We start from the raw sequence: 18,767 nt of genomic DNA on the forward strand, positions 1-18,767 counted from the left end.
AATCCACCTCTCCGCTTGCGGAACTGCTTCGCTTCGCTCGCAATGACGTGGATCGAGCGGTGATTGTAGGCGCTACCGCCCCTACCCCACGATCGTGTTGAAGACGCGGCGCACCTCGCTTTGGGTCTCGCGCAGGCGGGCTTCCAGCGCGGAGAAGTCCGGCGTGTCCCCGGCCCGCGCCATTACGCGCAGCAGGTCTTCGCCCGCGGTCTCCGGATTGAACTTGCCGGTGACGCAGAGCCGCAGGATCTGCGTCAGGTCATGATAGAGCCGCGCCGCCGAGCGCAGGATCTCCGCCTCGGACTGGCCGAGCAGGCCGAGCTTGGCGGCATTGTCGAGCACCTGCAGCGTCGAGACGCTGAGGATTTCCGGCTTCACCGCGGCATGCGCGAGCTGGAGATATTGCGCGATGAAATCGATGTCGACGAGCCCGCCGGCGGCGAGCTTGAGATCCCAGACGTCGTCCTCGCCCTTCTCCAGCGCGATCGCGCGCCGCATGTCGGCAACGTCGGCCGCGGTCGACGCCGCATCGCGCGGCCGGGTCAGCACGCTGCGGATGATCGCTTCGATCTTCTCGCGGAATTCCGGCGACGACGAGATCACGCGGGCGCGCGTCAGCGCCATGTGCTCCCAGGTCCAGGCCTCGCGCTCCTGGTAGTCGGAGAATGAATCGATCCGCGAGGCGACCGGGCCGGCGCGCCCCGACGGGCGCAGCCGCATGTCGACCTCATAGAGCACGCCGTAATTGGTTCGGGTCGTGAAGGCGCTGATCAGGCGCTGGGTGAAGCGGGCAAAATACTGCGCGCCATGTAGCGAGCGCTCGCCGTCGGAGTCCGGCGCCTCGCTGTCGAAATCGTACAGCAGGATCAGATCGAGGTCGGAGGACGCCGTCATCTCGCGGCTGCCGAGCCGGCCCATCGCGACGATCGCGGTCTCCTGCCCCTTGATCCGGCCATATTGCGCGGCGAACTGATCGGTGACGAGGCCGTGCACGGTGTGGACGATCCCCTCGGCCACATCGGCAAAGGCGGTGCTGGCGTGCTGCGCCGATACCGTGCCGGACAGGATCCGCGTGCCGATCAGGAACAGGCTCTCCTGGCCGAACAATCTCAGACGATCGAGAAAATCCTCGTAGGACGAGGCATCCTGCAGCGTGGCGGCGAGCCGCTCCGACAGTTCCTTCTTGTCCGGCATTGCGCCGAAGAAGCGCGGATCGACCAGGCCGTCCATGATCTGCGGCTGCCGCGCCAGCATGTCGCCGAGCCGCGGTGCCGCGCCGAGGATCAGCGCCACCAGCGCGACGAAGTCGCGGTTCTGGCTGAGCAGCGAGATCAGCCGGCCGCCCCGCTGCAGCGCGCCGAGGAAACGGTCGAACGCCGCCACCGCATCGTCCGGCTCCTCGGCATGCGCGAGGCCGTCGATCAGGCCGGGAATGAATTCCAGGAACGCGGCGCGCGTCGCCTCGACGCGCAGCGCGCGATAGTCGCCCTCGATCCATTGCTGCACGGTGCCGGCAACCGCAATGGGCTTCTTGAAGCCGAGATTGGCGAGATGTTCGATCAGGCGGGCGTCCTCAGGTCCGGCGCCGTAGTCGATATCCGGCAGCTTTGCGGTGCCGGTCGGATCGTCGCCCTCGAACAGCTTGCCATAGTGGTTCTGCACGATCTTGAGCTGGCCGAGCAGGTCTCTGGCGAAGGCCTCGCGATTTTCGTAGCCGAAGAAATGCGCAAAGCGCTCGACATCCTCAGGCGCTTCGGGCAGCGAATGGGTCTGCTCGTCGGCGATCATCTGCAGCCGGTGCTCGACCCGGCGCAGGAATTCATAGGCCGTCGTCAATTCGTCGCGCGCTTCAAAGGTGATCCAGTTGCTGTTGGCGAGCACGTTGAGCGCCTCCAGCGTCGGCCGCACCCGCAACTCCGGATGGCGGCCGCCAGCGATCAGCTGCTGGGTCTGGGCGAAGAACTCGATCTCGCGGATGCCGCCGCGGCCGACCTTGACGTTATGGCCCTCGACCGAGATCTCGCTCTGGCCGCGATAGGTCTGCATCTGCCGCTTCATGTCGTGGACATCGGCAAGCGCGGCAAAATCCAGATGCTTGCGCCAGACAAAGGGCGCGAGCTCGGCGATCAGCGCCTCGCCGGCCTTGGGATCGCCGGCGCAGGGCCGCGCCTTGATCATCGCAGCACGCTCCCAGGTGCGTCCCTCGCGTTCGTAATAATGCAACGCCGCGTCGGTCGAGATCGCGACCTGGGTCGAGGCCGGGTCCGGACGCAGCCTGAGATCGACCCGGAACACATAGCCGTCGCCCGAGCGCTGCTGTAGCATCCGCGCCATCGCCTGGGTGACGCGCACGAAGAACGGCTGCGGCTCAATGTCCTCGGCGAGCGAGGTGGCCGCGCGATCGAAGAACACGATCAGGTCGATGTCGCTGGAATAGTTCAGCTCGCCGGCCCCCATCTTGCCCATCGCGAGCACGATCAGGCCCGAACCTGCTTCGGGGTGATCGGGATCGGCCGCGGTCATCCGGCCGCGGGCCACTTCCTGCCGGAACAGATATCGCAGCGCCGATTGCACCGAATTCACCGCGATGTCGGTCAGCGCCGCCGTCACCCGCATCACCGGCCAGACGCCGCCGATGTCGCACAGCGCGATCATCAGCGCGGCCTCCGCCTTCATGCGGCGAAGCAGAACCATCACGTCGGCCTCGCTGCCGGCGGCGAGCACCTCGCGCGACGTCGTCTCGATCAGGTTGGCCAGATGCGACTCCGGGTCGCATGACAGGATCCGGATCAGCCGCGCGGCGTCGGCACGCGCGAGCTCGAACAAATAGGGCGAGAACTCGGCGATGCCGCGCAGGATGTCGCGTGCGAACGGATGTTCAAGCAGCGCATTGAGCGCGGCCAATTGCGCCGGCTCGAGCTCGGCGAACCAGTCGGTCAGGCGCTGATCGGCGGATGTGGGCGCGGCGACACGCGGTCCGTCCGCGAACCGCGCGGCCAGACGATGTCGATCCGCGTTTCCCGGCGCGGCGGCATTCATGCCGCCTTCTGTGGCACATCCTGCGTTTGAGCCGCAAGCCTGTCACTGCCGCCCGCCCGCGCGGGCAGCACCAGGGTGGCGACCAGCCCCGGATGGGCATCGCCGAGCCTGAGCTCGCCGCCATGAAGCGTGGCGACCGCCGAGGCCAGGCTGAGGCCGAGACCGGAACCGGGTAAGGTCCGGCTCGCCTCGAGCCGGACGAAGCGCTCGACCGCGTGCTTGCGGTCGGCCTCGGGAATGCCCGGACCGTGGTCGGTGACGCTGAGCAGGACCTGGTCGCCCTCGCGCCGCGCCTCGATCAGGATCTCCCGCGCATCCGCATTGAGCGGCTGCACGCTGACGTCGGGCTTGCCGTATTTGATGGCATTCTCGACCAGGTTGGCGACGGCCTGGCTGATCAATTCGCGGTTGCCGTGAATCGGCGCCGGCACGGTCTTCACCTGCAGCGTCATGCCGTCGTCCTCGGCCAGCGGCTCGTACAGCTCGTGGATGCCGTTGGCGACATCGGCGCCGTCGAAATCGTCCATGTTGCCGCGCGCCTGGCCGGACTCGGCACGCGCAATCATCAACAGGGCGTTGAAGGTGCGGATCAGCCCGTCGGATTCCTCGATGGTCCGCTCCAGCGCCGCGCGATAGTCGGCCTCGCAGCCCGACCGCGCCAGCGCCTCCTCGGCGCGGTTGCGCAGCCGCGTCAGCGGCGTCTTGAGGTCATGGGCGATGTTGTCGGAGACCTCCTTCAGCCCCGTCATCAGCGCCTCGATGCGCTCGAGCATGGCATTGAGATTTTCCGCCAGGCGATCGAGCTCGTCGCCGCTGCGGCCGACCGGCAGCCGGCCGGACAGATCGCCCGCCATGATGCGCTTGGTAGTGCCGGTCATGGCGTCGATCCGGTGCAGCACGCGGCGGGCGACGAAGATGCCGCCGCCAATGCCGAGCACGACGACGACGAGGATCGACCATTGCGCGGCCTTGGCGACGATGCCGAACAGCCGCCGCCGCTCCTCGAGGTCGCGCCCGACCAGCAGGCGGAAGCCGTTCTCCATCTCGGTGACCTTCACGAGCGCGCGGTGATCGGTCTTGTCCTGGTCGTCGAGCCGGCGATAGGCGGTCTCGGTCCAGCCCTGCACGCTCATCACGCCCGGTGCCAGCGCGCCGACATTGCCGGCGAGCATCTGCCCGTTCGGCGCCGTCACCAGATAGAGGTTGGCACCCGGCCGCAGCGCACGATTGCCCATGGTGCCCAGCAGGCCGCGCAGGCCGCGGCGGTTGTAGATGTCGGTGATCTCGCTGATCTCGACGTTGACCGTCGTCGTGATCTGCTCGGTGATCAGCCGCCGCGTGTTCCAGGCGAAGTAAGCCAGCAGCGAGGCGGCGAACAGCGCGAACAGGAACAGGTAGACCAGCGTCAGCCGAAACGCCGTGGTCCGGATCAGTTTACCGAATGCCGTCACGGATCATATATCCAAATTCTAGGTTGTATGTGGTATCATACGCCATCACAACCTCTCCAGAACCCCTATAAAAACCGGCATTTTCTGTCATCGCCTCTCACCCACAACCACCGCACGCCACCCGCCGAACGTAAAAAATCGGTAAAACGGCGCATGGACAATTGAAAAGCATCCGTGTCGGCATGAAACTCATTTTAGGGCGGGATTTCGCCCCGCCACCGTTCCGGGCCAGGGGTCCGTGACGGCATCCGGTAAACCCCAGGAACCCTAGTATGGCCCTCAATCCAAACCAAATTAAAACCCTGCAACCCGGCACCTACGCCGACAAGGGCGGCCTTTACCTCTGCGTCCGCCCCACTGCCGGGGGTAAGCAGCTCAACCGCATCTGGCAGTTCCGCTTCACCGATCCCCAGGGCAAGCGGGCGGGCATGGACTTCGCCAAGTTCGGCGACCGCGACAGCGCGGCGGGCGATGTGCTCACCCTGTCCACCGCCCGCGAGAAGGTGGCGGCCTATATGACCGACCTCCGCCGCCAGGGCATCGATCCGCGCTACACGAAGCGGCTCGCAACCACCGACGGCATCACGTTCAAGCAGTACGCCGATAAAACCTATCCCGGCTGGTGCGTCGGCAAGCACAAGGACGAAGAGAAGGCCTGGGCGCGATCCATCCGCGATGTGCCAAGCCTGCATGACCTCAAGCCGAGCGAGATCGACAGCACCCACCTCATCGAGGCGCTGAAGCCCATCTGGTGGGAAAAGCCGATCAGCGCCAACCGCACCCGCGAGCGGATCGAGAAGCTGCTCGACGCCGCCAAGGTGGAGAAATTGCGCACCGGCGAAAACCCGGCGGCATGGCGCGGTAACCTCAAGTTCGTGTTGCCCTCGGCCCGCAAGCTCAACAAGAAGAAGGGCCACGCCTCGGTGCCCTATGCCAAGGCTCCCGACCTCATCCGCCAATTGCGCTACGAGACCGGCAACGTCGGCCGCTGCGTCGAGGTCGGCATGCTCACCTGCACCCGCAGCCAGGAAGTCCGCTGGATGGAGTGGGACGAGCTGGACTTCGTCAAAAAGACGTGGCTCATCCCGGGCTGGAAAATGAAGATCAAGGGCGAGGCGGCCGACGGCAAGCCTCATCTAGTCCCGCTCAGCGATCAGGCCATTGCCATCATCACCGCTCAGCCCCGCGTCGGCAAATATGTGTTTCCCTCCGACGCCAAGCAGGTCACCGAGCACGCGGCGTTTTTGCCGAACGCCCTCACCAACTGCATCAAGCGCTGCGGCTTCAAGGCGACGATGCACGGCCTGCGCACCACCTTTCGCAACTGGGGCGCGGACAGCAGGGAGCACAATTTCCGACGCGAGGTTCTGGAGTTCTGCATGTCGCATCGCGTCGGCGACGAGGCCGAGCTGTCCTATTGGACTTCCGAAATGCTGGACCGTCGCCGGGAAGTCATGGATGCCTGGGCCAACTACATCAAGCCCCTCAAGCCCAAGTCCGGCACCAAGCCCAAAGCCAAGTTGCGTCTGGTGTCGGCTTTTGGGGTCTAAGCAGAAATTTTCTGCTCAATCAGAGCATTGCCCGGTTTTGTGACCCGTTGCGGACTTCGGGATTGTGCGCGCCGGTCAAGACAGATCGCCGATTGAGCGGTCACTTGACCTAGATCAAAGGAAGTGGCTGTCATTCTTGCAGCTACTCCGGGGGGTCCCACGACGGAACGCGCGTCTCGGAGTGCGACAATGCCCAATCCCATCCATAGCATGCGCTTATTGCGGCGCGAATACAACGACCGCTTGCTCACGCTGCTCGCCATCTTGCTCGCGCTTGAGATGTTCGTAATTGCCCCACTTCATGCGATGGGCATTTTTGTATTTCAAGGCTTCGCGATAGTTGCCTTGCTGGGCATCATAAGCGGCATGCTCATCATTTCCGACCATCCGGCGGCGCTCGCCATCATGACGGTTTGCGTTGTCGCAAATGTGGTCGTCTTCCTGGTGCGCTTGTTTTACCCCCCTTGGCCATATAGCGCTTATCTTTTGGCTGCCGCCTGGCTTGCCATCGCGGTCACGCTCGGAGCGGTCGTTGCTCAAGCTGTATTTAGAAGCGGCCCCATCAACTACCATCGAATTGTCGGAGCAATCCTGCTCTATTTACTGATCGCGCTCGCCTTTGGGACGCTGTTCATATTTGTCGGATTGTCGCTTCCGGATGCATTCAAGGGAATAACATTCGAACAAAACTCAGGCCTCGCCAGCTCGGTCTTCTATTTGAGTTTGGTCACTCTTACATCAACGGGATACGGCGATCTTGTCCCGGTGCATCCCATAGCGCGGAGCTTGTGTAACCTTGAAAGCGTGGTGGGTCAGCTGTACCCAGCTACGCTATTGGCGAGGCTCGTCTCGCTCGAACTGAAGGAGCACGTCCCGTAGTCGTTTATCTGCTAGGTCAGCTTTCTGGCCAATCGCGTCATTTCGCGGCGATGCGGAATTTTGGTCGCTATCGGGCATAGCGGACACTGAGTAGGACGCACCGCCACTGTAACTGGCAAGTGCGGTCAGGCGGTCCCCGCCGTTCCAAGGAGCCCCAGAGGACACGGACGACCGTGCGGCAGGGCGTCGGAAGGGTCACGACGAAGCGCCCCATCTCGATCCGATCATTTCTTCCCTTCATGCACGCGAGCTAATGCAAGCGCTTAATCGGGACGATGAGCGGCGATGATGACCCTATCGAGCCCCTAGACGCTGTAGCCAGGCTACTTGGCTGTCCCCGTCGTAACGCCTGTCCCCGGCGTAACTCCGCGCCGTATTTGGCGCGCTTCACGGCGACCCTCACGCCGCACTTCGCGCGCTTCACGCCGCCCCTCGCGGCGCTCGCGCCTCCCCTCGCGTCGATCTTGGCGCCTTTCCATGCCAGCCGTCTGCGCCTCCGCATCATGGGCCATCAGCACGGTCGGGAGCGCTGCTATTGCGGTCGCCAAGCCCAAAGAAGAAAGAAGCTTCCGTCGAGAGATCATGACCGCCTCCTTGCTTGGTTGCCCCAAGATTGAAGTTTACTCGCTTTACCCGTCCTCTGCTTGATCTATGTCATTGGACGGTTGCACTCGCACATCCGCCATCCTTCGATGGTCCCGCCAGCGATGCAACACGCAGCTCATCCTCATCAAGCATCTCAAGTTGTTTTGCGAGGCCAGTGAGGCTATTGGCGATATTTCTGCATATGGCCGCCGTTTTGGGAGGTACGGCAGGATCTTTGACCTGACTTCTATAGCTCTGCGCGAGCTCACGGCATTGCGTTACGGTCAGCATCGAAGGCTCCGAACCGGTGACAGAAAGGCCGCGCAGCCAGCGGCCTACCACGCACTTTCTGCTTAGCTCATCGACAGCCGAGCAATTTGAGCCATATCAACTGCGCTTAGCCGCCGCTTTGCTCTAGTGAACCTAGGCTCGCGCCCACGCGGGCCGGTAGAAGGCCCCAGCAACTAGCCTCCACTCGGCCCCCCAACGAGTTGCTGGGGCCGCTCTAACACACACTATGGCCGCCGTTGACCTAGATCAAGCTTCTTACACAGCAACCCCGCTATCGGTTCTTTCATGGGAGACCGCCATGAAGGTCAGCCGCACATCTCTCGGACACAGAAACGCGAGGCCGTCTTTGAAGCGGTGGCGATGAGCGCCGCCTTCTCAATCGCGGTGTTACCGGATCACTGATTGGGGTGGAGTTACCTGGAGTACTTAACACTGGAGGTTGAACATGACGCAAAGAATTGTCCGGAATACTGCAATTGCGCTTTCGACTTTCGCCTGTGCGACACTGTTCTCCATCACCTGGTCTGAGCAGGGCGGCCTTGCGGCGTCGGTCGAGCGCGCCCAAGCGCGTGTGGGCCGACCGCTGACGCCAGTGAGCGTCGCGGGCGTTGCGCGTCGTCAAACCCGGCGGGCCGCGTACGGATACGGGTATGGGTACGGGGTTGGCGCCGGTGTCGCCGCTACGGCAGCGGTCGCCACGGCAGCCGCTACCGCGCCGGCCTATGCCGGCTGGGGCACCAACAGCTGGACCAATTCGTATGCCGCCCAGACCGATCCTCACTTCGGCCAACCCTACTATCCGGCACGCGCCTATCATGGGATCAGCCCGTATTACGGCTACGCCGGATGGGCAGAATACAAGGCAGCCAACGGCATCGGCTGCGAGCCCGGCACGATGACGAAATGGGCTGACGGCCGCATGTACGTCTGTCAGTGACGTTCCGCAACGGCACCGCAAGAGGGTGGCTCCCTGAGCCGCTCTCTTGATCTGCAAGTGAAGCACATCGATTTCGCGTACGATGAGGAAGATGACCATGCGTCGGACGAACATTTTTCCAACCAAGTCGGTGACGGTTGCGGGGGTTGCGGCCAGCCTAATGTTGGGGTTTGCGGGTGCCGCTCTCAGTCCAGCACCAGCCAACGCCGTGGTTTACTGCACTTATGTCGATTATCCGGCAGGCTGCGTGGCGAGGGCTGGCGTCGTGCTCAGGCCTCGCCCGGTGGCGCGCGCTGCGGTCCGTCATAACGCGGGCGGCAACATGAATGGCGGCGTTAACCGGGTTGGAGCGCGACGGTAGTGCCGTCTTGCGGTTCACGAGCGGAGCACCTTCCGGCAAGGCAGCTTTGTGACCCATTGCATTCAGAGCAATCGATGAGGCGCACTTGGTACGTCACCTTCGAAGTGCAGCAGCGTCGAGGGATGTTGCCAAAGCCAAGACATCCTCGGCTGACCAAGACATTTGAGACAGAGTCGGAAGCCAAGCTATTTGCGAAAGAGAAACTTGATCAAGGACTCGTCGTGACAGCGGGCACACTCAATCCACACGCGCCCAAACAGGTTATTCCGTCGAGCGCCGTGTCTATCTGGCTTGGGAGCGTGCTGGATCAAAGTGCGGGGAGGTCCGACGATCTGGGCGACTGAGAAGTCGCTGAAGTCAGCTTATGGGCCCTTCTCGGACCTCGTGCAATGTCCGCTTCTTCGCCGCTGTTGGGGGAGAGGCGGACATCGCGGATTTATGAGTACCCCCCCTTAGGAAGGCAGACCCACACAAAACGACCGCCCTCATTCGGGGCGGTCGCTTTTTTGCTCGCTCGCCAACGGCATCGCCTTCAGCCACGCCTTCAGATCGTCGGGCAAAATGATGGTCCGTATCCCGTGCTTGTGGGCTTCCAGCGCGCCGCTGGCCACCGCCTCGCGGATACGCGTCAGCCCGATCCCGCTCAGCGCGCTCGCTTCCTCTGGCGACAGCGACAACCGGTCGGCCAGCGGCACGATATGCTTTCGCGAAACAACGTCGTCCATTTTCGCCTCGCCTATTCGGTTCCGATTTTTCGCTCACCCGCTGTGCCGCCCTTCTATCCACCGCCCAGCGCCTTGCGGACCACGTCGAGGGACTTCCCAATCCGCTCGGCCTCATTGTTCAACCGCTTCAGGTCAGCCACGATCACCTCCGCTTGCGCGGTCGCTTTCTTGACCTCGTCGAGCAGCCGCGACGCATCCGCAACCTGTCGCCTGATTTCCTCGTTGGCCATCTCGTCGCCGAAATTCTCGTCGCGGATCAGCCTGACCCACGCGCGCGGCACGCCCAGGTCGGACGCGACCCTTTCGTCGGTCCATCCCGCGCTATAACCGACCTTGTCGTTGACGTAGACCTCGTTGAGCTTTTCAAAAATGATCCGGCGATCATCACGCCCCAACATGCGGGCCGCGACATCATTGAACGACTTGATGGGCGTGACTGACACAGATGCTCCTCCGTTCATTGCCGGTGATCCATTCTCGGGCGCACGCCGGGCGGCGGTCGCCTTGATCGATGAGAAGCATTTCGAGCATCGATGCTGAGCGGGCTTGCTCCCGATCTTCCAGCCGCGCGCCTCCAGCTTGCGCTTGACGAACTGGAATTCCACGTCGTTGCCGGACCCGTTTCTGCCTGGGAAATTGTTCACCGGCATGTTCTCGCACGCGCCGCAATGACCGCAGATCACGGCCACGCCGCGCACAAACTTTCCGGCGTCGCCATAGGGAACCTTGCTCACGCTGAACAGTTCTGCGGTTTGACTTTGCACGTTGCTCATCGCCACTCCCATCCGCTTCCCCGAAAGGCCACGGCAGCGGACCCGTCCGAAAAGTCGCCGCCGTGGCCCTGCCAGCTCTCCGGCGGCAAAGCCGTCACTGGCTGCAAGGCCGTTGTTTCTTCCCGCCACCACCTGCCTGCTGGGCGGCGTCTGGCCATCCTTCGGCACACCCGCCAGCTAGGTACGAAGCCTCACGCCGAAGCCCGCGCGTCGGTGACCTGCACGATCTCGGTCTGCGCCTGACGCATTTTCCCAACGATGTCATGGAGACGGCCGACCTCCGCGTTGACATAGCGGCAGATCACGGCGTGGCCCTCGACCTCGGCCTGCACCCGCGCGGCCGAGACCAGCATCAACTGCTCAAGCTCATCGAGCTCGGAGCGCAAGTCGGACAGCGCCTTGCCGTTCTGCTCGCTCATGCCGACGACGATCGCCTTGATCGCATCGCGCGAGCTGTCGCCATAGGCGGGCGGCTCCATATGCTCGGGCTGATCGTGCCTGGGCTTATGCACCTCCGCTGGCTTCTCGGGCATGAAGTGCTGCTCGCGCGGGGCGCCGCGCATCGGCACAGCCTCACCATTGAGCGTCATCTCGGGAAGTTCAGTTCGGTGCATCATTCGTCTCCTGTTTGTTGATCGCCGAGTAGTTGTAGCGCGGGGCATCGCGGCGCGGCGGCAGCGTGCCGAGATAGGACCGCGCAGTCTTGAGCTGGATGTGCATCACGTCGGCGACCCGCTGCTCCGACATGCCAAGCGCGTGCAGGCGCCGCGCGACGATAGCGCGCGCCTCGACCGCCTCCTGCGCGCGGTTACCGTTCTCGATCAAAGCGGGGTCAACGCCGTGCTCGATCGCGACCTCTCGCACGATCGCACGCCGCAACTCGCGCGGCGTCAGCGGCGAGATCGGCACGACATCGCTCACGTCGATGATCTCGACCTTGCTCGCCATGGCGGCCCTCACTGCATCGATCCGGCGGACAGCTTGTCGGCCGCCCCGGCCACGAGGACGTAGTTGCAGCCGCGCGCCAGGATGTCGGTGATCGCGTTGCACTCCTCGCACTTCCCGGCCAGGAAGAACTGGTTCGGCACGCCCATGGTCTGGCGCGAGCCGCAGCGGTGGCAGGTGAATTTCTGATGCACGGTGTGCCCGGCCTCGATGTACTTCGAGGCCGTCTCGACAACCTCGGTGAACGGAAAGTCTTTGCCCGACATGTGTCCCTCCCTACTGGTTCGGCACCTTGCGCTCGCCGAGCCACCGCTCGGCGATCTGAAGCATCCTGATCCATTGGCGCAGCGTCTCAGGCTTCCGTGCGGTGTCGTCGGCAATGATGCGAACGCTGCGCCCGCCGTCGTTTGTGGTCCGCTCAAGCTCCACCTTCATCGCTCCTCCAGGGATCAGGCCGTGGGGGCGACCGCGCCGCCGTCAGGGGCTGGGGGCAAATCTGACGACGACGCGGTCTCGGCGGGTGCCGTGGCATCCGCCGGTCCAGAAGCATCACCTTTGCTGGACCTCTTGGGATCGGCAGGCGTTGCCGCAGCAATCGCCTCATCGATCGAACTCTTGGTGTGCTCGAAGCCCTCGCCAACGGGGCCGCGCAGCCGCTCGCGCAGCTTCGGCGAGGTGTCGGTCACGCGCTGGACCTCGACCACTTCGGTGTAGCCAGCGTTGACCAGCTCATCGCGGGTGTAGGCACCCGCAACGATGTCGGCGCAGTACATGCGCGACCAGTCACGGCTCATGGAGTAGAACATCTGCAACGCGGGCTTGTCGTCCCACAGCGGCGAGCCCTTCACCGCGCCGTACTCGTTGTGGCCGGGATGCAGCTTCTTGAGCGTGAATTCCTTCTCGGTGCCCTTCGGCGGAAACTGGCGCGGCTCGTGCTCGCCCTTGAAGGTGGCATAGACGATGCACACCAGCTCGTCGCCTTCCCCTTCGTAGCGAACCGCCAACCGCTCCTTCAGCGGCGCGAACTTCTCGACCATGGTGCGGAAGTACACGCTGTCATAGCCGACACGCTGGACGCCCTTCTTCTCGGTGACGAACATCATCTGCGCCAGGGCGAGCGCCGAGATGCCGGTCTCCTGGGAGCGCAGCAGCACCGCCCAGCAACCGCCGACGTTGCCTTGCAGCCAGGGCGGCAGGATCGGACCCGCCGTGCTCATCAGCTTGGCCGCTTCGGCGAGCTGGAAAGCGTTCTCGAACTTGAGCCCGCCCATCACGTCGTTCATCGGGATCAGGCCGGTGCGCTCAGGCGACACCACCTTTTCGATCTGGCCTTCAGCCAGCATGCGCCGCGTCACGCGATCGTCGGTCATCGGGCGGTCGCCCGGAAAAGATTGCTCGCTCATGTCAGTAATCCTCGCGCTGCATCTCATCGCGGTAGGCGATGACGTTGTTGCGGACCTCAAGCCACGCATAGAGGACCGCCCGCCGCATGCCGTGAAGCAATTCCGCGAAAAACGCCCACAGCAGGATCAGCGGCAGTGCCGCCGTGAGCACGGAGCGATAGAAGAACTTGCGGGCCATCACGCCGCCTCCCGCAGCTCGAACTTGAGCCGCTCATCGATCTGTTTCCGCTTCCAGTCGGGGAGATCGACATACTCGGCATCGTCGCGGTCGTCCCCAGGGCCGGGCCAGACGCCGGACGCGAGGCAATCGGCGAAGGTGCGCAACGCGGCACGGTTCTGCTTCATGCCGCGGGCGATGTCATCGTCCTTGAGCTGCTGTGCGCGCACGCAGTACGGCGGCGATTTCTCGACCCAAATGAGCGTGAAGGAGTTGGCCTCGAGGCCGAGCGCCATCGCGCCTTCGAGCACGAGCGCGGCCTGCTGATGGTAGTTGAACGTAGCGACCGATGATTGCAGATCGCGGTACAGCACCGAAGGGGTGGTCTTCAGGTCGGTGAAGTCGCCGCTGGCATTCGGGGTCACGTCCGGCCGTGCCTTCAGCCACAACCCGGTTTCCTTGTCCTTCCAGATCAGACTGCGCTCGATCAGGCCGTTCAACGCGCCAGCCTGGACGAGGGGGAACGCACCAAGCGAGATGGCCATTCCCCTGATGACCTCGACCTGGGCGACGGTCACCACGGTCAGGCCCTCGCGCTTCTTCGCGGCGAGCCAGCGCTTGCATTCCTTCCGATTGCCGTTCCACTTCTCGCCGTCGAGCGTCTCGGGCCGGACCACGAACACGTCGGCAAAGCCGATTTCGGCGGTCAGCAGGTGATGCGCGGCACGACCCAGGACAAACGCCTCGCTGTCGGGCTCCTCGACGCGCGCCGGGTTCACCGGACAATGCGCCCAGGCATGCGCGGGCGAGGTCTCCCACAACTTGCGCAACGTGGTCGACGACACGCTCGGCCCATCGCAGATGTCGCCGCGATGATAAGCAGGAAGCGGCAGCTTCGCGTAGACGCCGTCCTGGGTGATCGCGTTTCCACCCCACTTGATCGACTGGATCATCGCGTCACACCTTCAGCGTTTCAAGGATTTCGGTGCGGTACTCGTCCATCAGCTCGACCGCGAGCGAAGCGATCTCGCCCGGCTCATCGCGCCGCTTGAGCTTCGCAACTTCGGCCAGCATGGGAGCCGCATGCGCTTCGGCCAGCAGCGCAGCGGCGAGTGCCCTGCCAATTGCAGCGATCGATTTGTCCGACATGTCGCGATGTCCCCGTGTTCGATTTCGAGGACGATAGCGCGTCTGAAAAATTGATGGCGTCACCTAGGTGACGCTGAGCTGCAAATAAATCCCGCGTAACGCGATGTAACGGCGCCGCGTAACGTGGCGACGCGCGCGCGAGGGAGTATTCTCGGTAGCAGTTGTTGGAGAGAGAGGACGTAAAACGTCCCCTCTCCACATACTGGATATATATTTAATCTAACTACTGCGCGCGCACGCGCGTAGCAGGAAGCGTGCCAGCGATCTCGCGCGACATCGAAAATAAATGGTGTAACGGAGACCGCGTAACGGATTGTGGCGACGGCTGGGCAGCGTGCTCGTGCGCGGTGACAGCGTGTTTCATGTGCGCAGATGTCGCACAGACCGTCACCTGGGTGACGCTGTTCTCGCGGCGACGCAGCGACAAGCGTCACTTAGATGACGCGTGTTCCCGCGCAGCGTCATCTAGGTGACGCTCAACGAGCTGTTTTCGGCGCTAACTTTTTTTCGTGCTTGATTTTCGATTTGCGAGTGACGCAACATCGTCACCGGCCTGTCCATCTTCATTTCTCAAGCACGTCGATCGCGCGAGCATTTGCTCGCGTGACGCCGCACGCATGTCGCAACATCGGAGAATGCCGAATGGCAAAGAATGCCGCCGAAAACACCCCATCCGCAGAGAACATCAGGGACGCCGTCGCCGCGATCGAGAAGATCGACCAGGAGCTGCTCACCGAGAAGATGGCCTATATGAAGCGCTGCAAGGTCATCCGCGACAGGCGGGCCGACCAGTTCGACCACGCCGCCGATCGCGGCATCCGCAAGAAGCTTCTCAGGGCCAAGATCAAGGAGCGCAGTCTGCTGCGCAAAGCCGACGCCGTCGCCGACGATTTCGAGGAAGACGATCGCAACGAATACACGATGCTGTCCGAGAAGCTCGGCGAGTTCGGCGACACGCCCCTGGGCGCTGCGGCGCTGAAGCGTGCAGAAGGTGGCAACGCGCACGCGGGTGCGTGAATGCCCGCGTGCGTGCTCGCCCTCGACCTAGCATCACGCACCGGCTGGGCCGTGGGCGAGCCGGGCCAAGAACCGACGCACGGCTCGATCCTGTTCGCCAAGCCGGGCGCCTCGCCCGAGGCGATCTTCTCCAAGGCGTGGGGCTGGATGGAAAGCATGCTCGTTGACTTCGGCCCGAGCACGGTGGTCTGGGAAGCGCCAATGCCGACATCCTTCAACCGAGGCCGCAGCAACATCAACACCACGACGCTGCTCTACGGACTCCCGGCCATCATCGGCGGCTGCGCCTATCGATGCGGCCTCTACGATCTCCGCAAGGCCGATACCCGCGACGTGCGATTGCACTTCATCGGCTGCAACCCGAAGCGCGACCGCGCGAAGGCCCTGGTCATGCGCAAGTGCCGGGCAATGGGCTGGGACATCGAGGACGACAACGAGGCCGACGCACTCGCGACCTGGCACTACATGTGTTCGCTCATCCAGCCGCAGCTCGCGCTGGTCACCACACCGATGTTCGGGGTGCGACGATGATCCCCGTGGAGCTGTCTTGGTCGGAGGTGTGGTTCGCAATAAATGCTGGCGTGATGCGACGGCTCAATGCAGTGCGCAACGGACGCAAGGAGCTTTATCAGGTTCACGCTGCCGCATCGTGGAACGAAGACATAAACGGCTGCATCGCCGAGCTAGCGCTGGCGAAATATCTCGGCGTGTTCTGGTCCGGTACGGTTGGGCGCATCGATCTGCCGGATGTCGGCAGACTTGAGGTTCGGAGCAAGATTGAAACCCAACACCGTTTGGTCGTCCGAAAGAGTGATGACGACGCAAAGCTGTGTGTTTCGGTGCTGGTCGGCATACCGACATGTCAATTATGCGGATGGATGCTCGCGCAGGACGCAAAGCGCTCGGAGTGGCTGCTTGCCGATCCAGGCAAGCCGGATCGGTTTTTTGTGCCAAACGCGGAGCTTCACCCCGTCGAAACACTTCGCGCTCATCTCACTGAAAGTGAGGAGATGGCGTGAACATGCACGAGCCGGTCACATCGTTTGCCGCGCACATGGAAGCAATCGCAGAGGAGCTGCTCGGCGCTCCGAATGTGCGGCTCTCAACAGAAGGCGATCGACGCTACGGCAAGCACGGCTCGCTATCGATCGACGTGGAGACCGGAAGATACTACGACCACGAGAGTAAGACCGGCGGTGGCGTGCTCGATCTCATTTCACGTGAAACCGGACGCGACCATAAGAGCGCGATGCAGTGGATGCGCGAGCACGGCTATCTGGAGCAACGCCAAAAGCCAAACGGCGCGCACCCGCCACAAGGGCTTGGGCGCGAAGTCGCGCACTACGTCTACACCGACGAGAACGACGAGGTTCTCTTTCAGGTCGTGCGCTTTGAGCCGAAGACATTCCGGCAGCGGCGCCGCCCGCAGCCCGACGATCCACCGGACAAGATCAAGCACGGCTGGGTCTATGCCGTGCGCGGCATCAGGCATGTACCCTATCGCCTTCCTGAGCTGATGGAGGCAATTGCGAACGGCCACACCGTGTTCGTGGTCGAGGGCGAGAAGGACGTCGATAATTGTGCGAAACATGGCATCGTCGCGACAACAAACCCCGGCGGCGTCGGCAAATGGAGCGACGGCCTGACTTCCTTCTTCCACGGCGCCGACGTGGTCATCCTTCAGGACAACGATCCCCAGGCCAAGAACCCGGAGCCGCCGCAAGGCGACGGCGCGCTGCGCTGGCACCCGGACGGCAGGCCGGTGCTGCCCGGTCAGGATCACGCCCAGGACGTCGCTAAGTCGCTTTCCGGCACCGCCGCCAGGGTGCGCGTGCTCGATCTCGCCCGACACTGGCCCGACATGCCGCCCAAGGGCGACGTGTCCGATTGGCTTGCTTCGGGCGGCACCTCCGCTTCGCTGCACGCGCTCGCCGACGCGACGCCCGACTGGTCGGCCGCCCCGTTCCGCTCGCGCTTCGGCGGCATGCGCTGGGAAGAGATCGCGGTCCTGGGCCATGCGTCGGGCTACGGATGGCTGGTCGAGGACATCATTCCCCTGGATGAGATCACCCTCATATTCGGGGATAGCGGCAGCGGCAAATCGTTCGGCACGTTCGACATGTCAATGGCGGTGGCGCGCGGGCTCACCTTCATCGGCAGGAATACCGAGCCCGGACTCGTCGTCTACGTCGCCGCGGAGGCGGGCAAGGGCTTCAGCAAAAGAAAGCTCGCCTATGTCATCCAGCACGAGCTGGCCTACAACGCGGCTTTCCCGTTCTATCTCTGCACCAAGCGTCCGGACTTCTTCAGCAGCGACGACGACGTCAATGCGCTGATCGCCGAAATCGAGGCCGTCGCCAAGACCTACCCGCAGCGGCTGGTCCTGATCGTCATCGACACCCTTTCCGCCCTCGCGCCCGGCATGAACGAGAACGCCAGCCAGGACGTGTCGATCGTCAGGAAGCGGCTGGTCACCCTGCAACAGCGGTTCGGCAGCGCCGTCATTTTGGTTCATCACAAGCCCAAAGGGGGCGGCAGTCCGCGCGGGCATTCGTCGCTGACCGCCGACTTCGAGACCACGATCGAATTCGAGGTCGTGGCTGACCGGCGAACCTCCAAAGGCGGCAACATCCACCGCGCGACCGTCAGAAAGCAGCGCGAGGGCAAGTCCGGCATCTGCTGGGAGTTTACGCTGCCCATCATCAGCGTTGGCCGGAACAAGTGGGGCAACGAAGAAACCTCGTGCGCAGCGGTCGCCTACGATGCGAGCCGAAGCACGGAGCGCAGCGGCTATCAGGCCACCAGCAATCAGCGCCTGCTCATTCACGCCCTGTACGACGCGCTGGCCGAGTACGGCGTGCCGCCGCCGTTCCCGGTCCCGGCCAGTATCAGCAAGGTGGTCGATGTCGGCTATGTGCGGGATGCCATGCGCAGCAAGATGGTCGATGGCGATGCCGACACAGAGGCCGCCGATGGCCGCTTCCGCGCAGCCTTCAAGCGCGCCGGGGACCGGCTGCGCGACGCTGGCATCATCGGCATTCAGAAGCCGTACTGGTGGGCGACGGGCAAGCCGGTCGCCGGGATGGGAGGCTGATGATGACAATCGTCAAGGTGCAGGTGCCGGTGTTCACCAACGATCCAGCGATGGTCGACATGGCCCTCATCTACGGCTTTGGCCGCAGGCGCATGACGCAGCAAAAGCTCGATCAGGCCACCAGGGCCATGATGGGCTCCGACGCGAAAGCGTTCTTCGAAGGGAACTACCGTGCAGGACGTTGGGAATTCGGCAAGCGCGTGGAGGATCAGGACTGGTGATGCTGCGGCGGGAACGCAAGGAAGAGAAGCGGCAGCGGCTGGCCATGCAGCGCTACGTGGCGCTGCGCATGGAAGAAGACATCGAGGCCTGCATTGAGGTCGTGAAGCGCAAGGCGGCCAGGATCAGGAAGGCGCGCGCACGGCGTAACGCGGCGAATGCAGCAAAAACGACCGAAACGCAATGACATAA

General features: G+C 63.4%; 24 protein-coding genes. 11 read left to right on the forward strand and 13 right to left on the reverse strand.

Annotated elements, in window-relative coordinates:
• Nucleotides 1–81: 81 nt before the first annotated feature.
• Together ACVWZM_RS03625 and ACVWZM_RS03630 are read right to left on the reverse strand one after the other, a co-directional pair.
• Complete coding sequence (locus tag ACVWZM_RS03625; protein WP_168858116.1) at nucleotides 82–3,039, reverse strand: bifunctional [glutamine synthetase] adenylyltransferase/[glutamine synthetase]-adenylyl-L-tyrosine phosphorylase; 2,958 nt, start codon at nucleotides 3,037–3,039, stop codon at nucleotides 82–84.
• Nucleotides 3,036–4,490, reverse strand: a complete 1,455-nt coding sequence (locus ACVWZM_RS03630) for a sensor histidine kinase (RefSeq protein WP_057020254.1) — start codon at nucleotides 4,488–4,490, stop codon at nucleotides 3,036–3,038. Before ACVWZM_RS03630 ends, ACVWZM_RS03625 begins: the two co-directional genes overlap by 4 nt.
• A 272-nt stretch (nucleotides 4,491–4,762) precedes the next feature.
• Here ACVWZM_RS03630 and ACVWZM_RS03635 point away from each other — a divergent pair, with 272 nt between their 5' ends.
• Both ACVWZM_RS03635 and ACVWZM_RS03640 read left to right on the forward strand, forming a co-directional pair.
• Entirely contained in the window at nucleotides 4,763–6,040 is a 1,278-nt protein-coding gene (locus ACVWZM_RS03635) for a tyrosine-type recombinase/integrase (protein ID WP_456851885.1), read from the forward strand.
• 189 nt (nucleotides 6,041–6,229) lie between these two features.
• Nucleotides 6,230–6,919, forward strand: coding sequence for an ion channel (locus ACVWZM_RS03640; RefSeq protein ID WP_456851887.1), 690 nt, complete (start codon nucleotides 6,230–6,232; stop codon nucleotides 6,917–6,919).
• A 654-nt stretch (nucleotides 6,920–7,573) separates the two neighbouring features.
• Here ACVWZM_RS03640 and ACVWZM_RS03645 read toward each other — a convergent pair.
• Nucleotides 7,574–7,795 carry a hypothetical protein gene (locus ACVWZM_RS03645; RefSeq protein WP_456851889.1) on the reverse strand — a complete coding sequence of 74 codons (222 nt, stop codon included), beginning with the start codon at nucleotides 7,793–7,795 and terminating at the stop codon, nucleotides 7,574–7,576.
• Nucleotides 7,796–8,240: 445 nt separating this feature from the next.
• On the opposite strand from ACVWZM_RS03645, the gene ACVWZM_RS03650 reads away from it, so the two are divergent.
• From ACVWZM_RS03650 to ACVWZM_RS03660, 3 genes are all read left to right on the forward strand, one after another.
• Nucleotides 8,241–8,732 carry a hypothetical protein gene (locus tag ACVWZM_RS03650; protein WP_456851891.1) on the forward strand — a complete coding sequence of 164 codons (492 nt, stop codon included), beginning with the start codon at nucleotides 8,241–8,243 and terminating at the stop codon, nucleotides 8,730–8,732.
• An 82-nt stretch (nucleotides 8,733–8,814) separates the two neighbouring features.
• A complete protein-coding gene (locus ACVWZM_RS03655; RefSeq protein ID WP_456851893.1) occupies nucleotides 8,815–9,093 on the forward strand; it encodes a hypothetical protein in 279 nt (92 codons plus the stop codon).
• Nucleotides 9,094–9,167: 74 nt separating this feature from the next.
• Nucleotides 9,168–9,437: a hypothetical protein gene (locus tag ACVWZM_RS03660; RefSeq protein ID WP_456851895.1), complete on the forward strand. Its 270-nt coding sequence runs from the start codon at nucleotides 9,168–9,170 to the stop codon at nucleotides 9,435–9,437.
• 141 nt (nucleotides 9,438–9,578) lie between these two features.
• Here the strand turns inward: ACVWZM_RS03660 and ACVWZM_RS03665 are convergent, their stop codons facing one another.
• The 10 genes from ACVWZM_RS03665 to ACVWZM_RS03710 form a co-directional block, all read right to left on the reverse strand.
• A complete protein-coding gene (locus ACVWZM_RS03665; protein ID WP_456851897.1) occupies nucleotides 9,579–9,788 on the reverse strand; it encodes a helix-turn-helix domain-containing protein in 210 nt (69 codons plus the stop codon).
• Between the two features lie 83 nt (nucleotides 9,789–9,871).
• Nucleotides 9,872–10,591, reverse strand: a complete 720-nt coding sequence (locus tag ACVWZM_RS03670; RefSeq protein ID WP_456851899.1) for a hypothetical protein — start codon at nucleotides 10,589–10,591, stop codon at nucleotides 9,872–9,874.
• A 191-nt stretch (nucleotides 10,592–10,782) separates the two neighbouring features.
• On the reverse strand, nucleotides 10,783–11,208 hold the full coding sequence (locus ACVWZM_RS03675; protein WP_456851901.1) for a hypothetical protein: 426 nt from the start codon (nucleotides 11,206–11,208) through the stop codon (nucleotides 10,783–10,785).
• Entirely contained in the window at nucleotides 11,192–11,539 is a 348-nt protein-coding gene (locus ACVWZM_RS03680; RefSeq protein ID WP_456851903.1) for a hypothetical protein, read from the reverse strand. Before ACVWZM_RS03680 ends, ACVWZM_RS03675 begins: the two co-directional genes overlap by 17 nt.
• Before the next feature lie 8 nt (nucleotides 11,540–11,547).
• Nucleotides 11,548–11,802, reverse strand: a complete 255-nt coding sequence (locus ACVWZM_RS03685) for a hypothetical protein (protein ID WP_456851905.1) — start codon at nucleotides 11,800–11,802, stop codon at nucleotides 11,548–11,550.
• 10 nt (nucleotides 11,803–11,812) lie between these two features.
• The gene (locus tag ACVWZM_RS03690; RefSeq protein WP_456851907.1) at nucleotides 11,813–11,971 is read right to left on the reverse strand and encodes a hypothetical protein; all 159 of its coding nucleotides are present in this window, start codon (nucleotides 11,969–11,971) and stop codon (nucleotides 11,813–11,815) included.
• Nucleotides 11,972–11,985: 14 nt separating this feature from the next.
• Complete coding sequence (locus ACVWZM_RS03695; RefSeq protein WP_456851909.1) at nucleotides 11,986–12,939, reverse strand: hypothetical protein; 954 nt, start codon at nucleotides 12,937–12,939, stop codon at nucleotides 11,986–11,988.
• A 1-nt stretch (nucleotide 12,940) separates the two neighbouring features.
• A complete protein-coding gene (locus ACVWZM_RS03700) occupies nucleotides 12,941–13,117 on the reverse strand; it encodes a hypothetical protein (RefSeq protein WP_456851911.1) in 177 nt (58 codons plus the stop codon).
• A complete protein-coding gene (locus ACVWZM_RS03705) occupies nucleotides 13,117–14,049 on the reverse strand; it encodes a PD-(D/E)XK nuclease-like domain-containing protein (RefSeq protein ID WP_456851913.1) in 933 nt (310 codons plus the stop codon). Before ACVWZM_RS03705 ends, ACVWZM_RS03700 begins: the two co-directional genes overlap by 1 nt.
• A gap of 4 nt (nucleotides 14,050–14,053) precedes the next feature.
• Nucleotides 14,054–14,245: a hypothetical protein gene (locus ACVWZM_RS03710; protein WP_456851915.1), complete on the reverse strand. Its 192-nt coding sequence runs from the start codon at nucleotides 14,243–14,245 to the stop codon at nucleotides 14,054–14,056.
• Nucleotides 14,246–14,887: 642 nt separating this feature from the next.
• Between ACVWZM_RS03710 and ACVWZM_RS03715 the strand changes: the two genes are divergently transcribed.
• Genes ACVWZM_RS03715 through ACVWZM_RS03740 form a run of 6 tightly spaced genes read left to right on the forward strand, consistent with a single transcriptional unit; the run spans nucleotide 14,888 to nucleotide 18,762 of the window.
• Nucleotides 14,888–15,262: a hypothetical protein gene (locus tag ACVWZM_RS03715; RefSeq protein WP_456851917.1), complete on the forward strand. Its 375-nt coding sequence runs from the start codon at nucleotides 14,888–14,890 to the stop codon at nucleotides 15,260–15,262.
• Between the two features lie 12 nt (nucleotides 15,263–15,274).
• Nucleotides 15,275–15,793, forward strand: a complete 519-nt coding sequence (locus tag ACVWZM_RS03720; RefSeq protein WP_456851919.1) for a hypothetical protein — start codon at nucleotides 15,275–15,277, stop codon at nucleotides 15,791–15,793.
• Nucleotides 15,790–16,281 (forward strand): hypothetical protein, encoded by a 492-nt coding sequence (locus ACVWZM_RS03725; protein WP_456851921.1) that lies wholly within the window; start codon nucleotides 15,790–15,792, stop codon nucleotides 16,279–16,281. Before ACVWZM_RS03720 ends, ACVWZM_RS03725 begins: the two co-directional genes overlap by 4 nt.
• 2 nt (nucleotides 16,282–16,283) lie before the next feature.
• Nucleotides 16,284–18,356, forward strand: a complete 2,073-nt coding sequence (locus ACVWZM_RS03730; RefSeq protein WP_456856616.1) for an AAA family ATPase — start codon at nucleotides 16,284–16,286, stop codon at nucleotides 18,354–18,356.
• The gene (locus ACVWZM_RS03735; protein ID WP_456851923.1) at nucleotides 18,356–18,577 is read left to right on the forward strand and encodes a hypothetical protein; all 222 of its coding nucleotides are present in this window, start codon (nucleotides 18,356–18,358) and stop codon (nucleotides 18,575–18,577) included. The genes ACVWZM_RS03730 and ACVWZM_RS03735 overlap by 1 nt, the downstream gene beginning before the upstream one ends.
• Nucleotides 18,574–18,762: a hypothetical protein gene (locus tag ACVWZM_RS03740; RefSeq protein WP_456851925.1), complete on the forward strand. Its 189-nt coding sequence runs from the start codon at nucleotides 18,574–18,576 to the stop codon at nucleotides 18,760–18,762. Before ACVWZM_RS03735 ends, ACVWZM_RS03740 begins: the two co-directional genes overlap by 4 nt.
• Nucleotides 18,763–18,767 lie beyond the last annotated feature (5 nt).

It is taken from the genome of Bradyrhizobium sp. USDA 4501 (assembly GCF_054062115.1).

Excerpts from the sequence above, each read along its gene's own strand:
- ACVWZM_RS03710 (WP_456851915.1), bottom strand. The coding sequence starts at position 14,245 with ATGTCGGACAAATCGATCGCTGCAATTGGCAGGGCACTCGCCGCTGCG.
- ACVWZM_RS03680 (WP_456851903.1), bottom strand. The coding sequence starts at position 11,539 with ATGGCGAGCAAGGTCGAGATCATCGACGTGAGCGATGTCGTGCCGATC.
- ACVWZM_RS03735 (WP_456851923.1), top strand. The coding sequence starts at position 18,356 with ATGATGACAATCGTCAAGGTGCAGGTGCCGGTGTTCACCAACGATCCA.
- ACVWZM_RS03655 (WP_456851893.1), top strand. The coding sequence starts at position 8,815 with ATGAGGAAGATGACCATGCGTCGGACGAACATTTTTCCAACCAAGTCG.
- ACVWZM_RS03690 (WP_456851907.1), bottom strand. The coding sequence starts at position 11,971 with ATGAAGGTGGAGCTTGAGCGGACCACAAACGACGGCGGGCGCAGCGTT.
- ACVWZM_RS03625 (WP_168858116.1), bottom strand. The coding sequence starts at position 3,039 with ATGAATGCCGCCGCGCCGGGAAACGCGGATCGACATCGTCTGGCCGCG.
- ACVWZM_RS03700 (WP_456851911.1), bottom strand. The coding sequence starts at position 13,117 with ATGGCCCGCAAGTTCTTCTATCGCTCCGTGCTCACGGCGGCACTGCCG.
- ACVWZM_RS03675 (WP_456851901.1), bottom strand. The coding sequence starts at position 11,208 with ATGATGCACCGAACTGAACTTCCCGAGATGACGCTCAATGGTGAGGCT.
- ACVWZM_RS03730 (WP_456856616.1), top strand. The coding sequence starts at position 16,284 with ATGCACGAGCCGGTCACATCGTTTGCCGCGCACATGGAAGCAATCGCA.
- ACVWZM_RS03650 (WP_456851891.1), top strand. The coding sequence starts at position 8,241 with ATGACGCAAAGAATTGTCCGGAATACTGCAATTGCGCTTTCGACTTTC.
- ACVWZM_RS03640 (WP_456851887.1), top strand. The coding sequence starts at position 6,230 with ATGCCCAATCCCATCCATAGCATGCGCTTATTGCGGCGCGAATACAAC.
- ACVWZM_RS03635 (WP_456851885.1), top strand. The coding sequence starts at position 4,763 with ATGGCCCTCAATCCAAACCAAATTAAAACCCTGCAACCCGGCACCTAC.
- ACVWZM_RS03715 (WP_456851917.1), top strand. The coding sequence starts at position 14,888 with ATGGCAAAGAATGCCGCCGAAAACACCCCATCCGCAGAGAACATCAGG.
- ACVWZM_RS03695 (WP_456851909.1), bottom strand. The coding sequence starts at position 12,939 with ATGAGCGAGCAATCTTTTCCGGGCGACCGCCCGATGACCGACGATCGC.
- ACVWZM_RS03660 (WP_456851895.1), top strand. The coding sequence starts at position 9,168 with ATGAGGCGCACTTGGTACGTCACCTTCGAAGTGCAGCAGCGTCGAGGG.
- ACVWZM_RS03645 (WP_456851889.1), bottom strand. The coding sequence starts at position 7,795 with ATGCTGACCGTAACGCAATGCCGTGAGCTCGCGCAGAGCTATAGAAGT.
- ACVWZM_RS03670 (WP_456851899.1), bottom strand. The coding sequence starts at position 10,591 with ATGAGCAACGTGCAAAGTCAAACCGCAGAACTGTTCAGCGTGAGCAAG.
- ACVWZM_RS03705 (WP_456851913.1), bottom strand. The coding sequence starts at position 14,049 with ATGATCCAGTCGATCAAGTGGGGTGGAAACGCGATCACCCAGGACGGC.
- ACVWZM_RS03725 (WP_456851921.1), top strand. The coding sequence starts at position 15,790 with ATGATCCCCGTGGAGCTGTCTTGGTCGGAGGTGTGGTTCGCAATAAAT.
- ACVWZM_RS03685 (WP_456851905.1), bottom strand. The coding sequence starts at position 11,802 with ATGTCGGGCAAAGACTTTCCGTTCACCGAGGTTGTCGAGACGGCCTCG.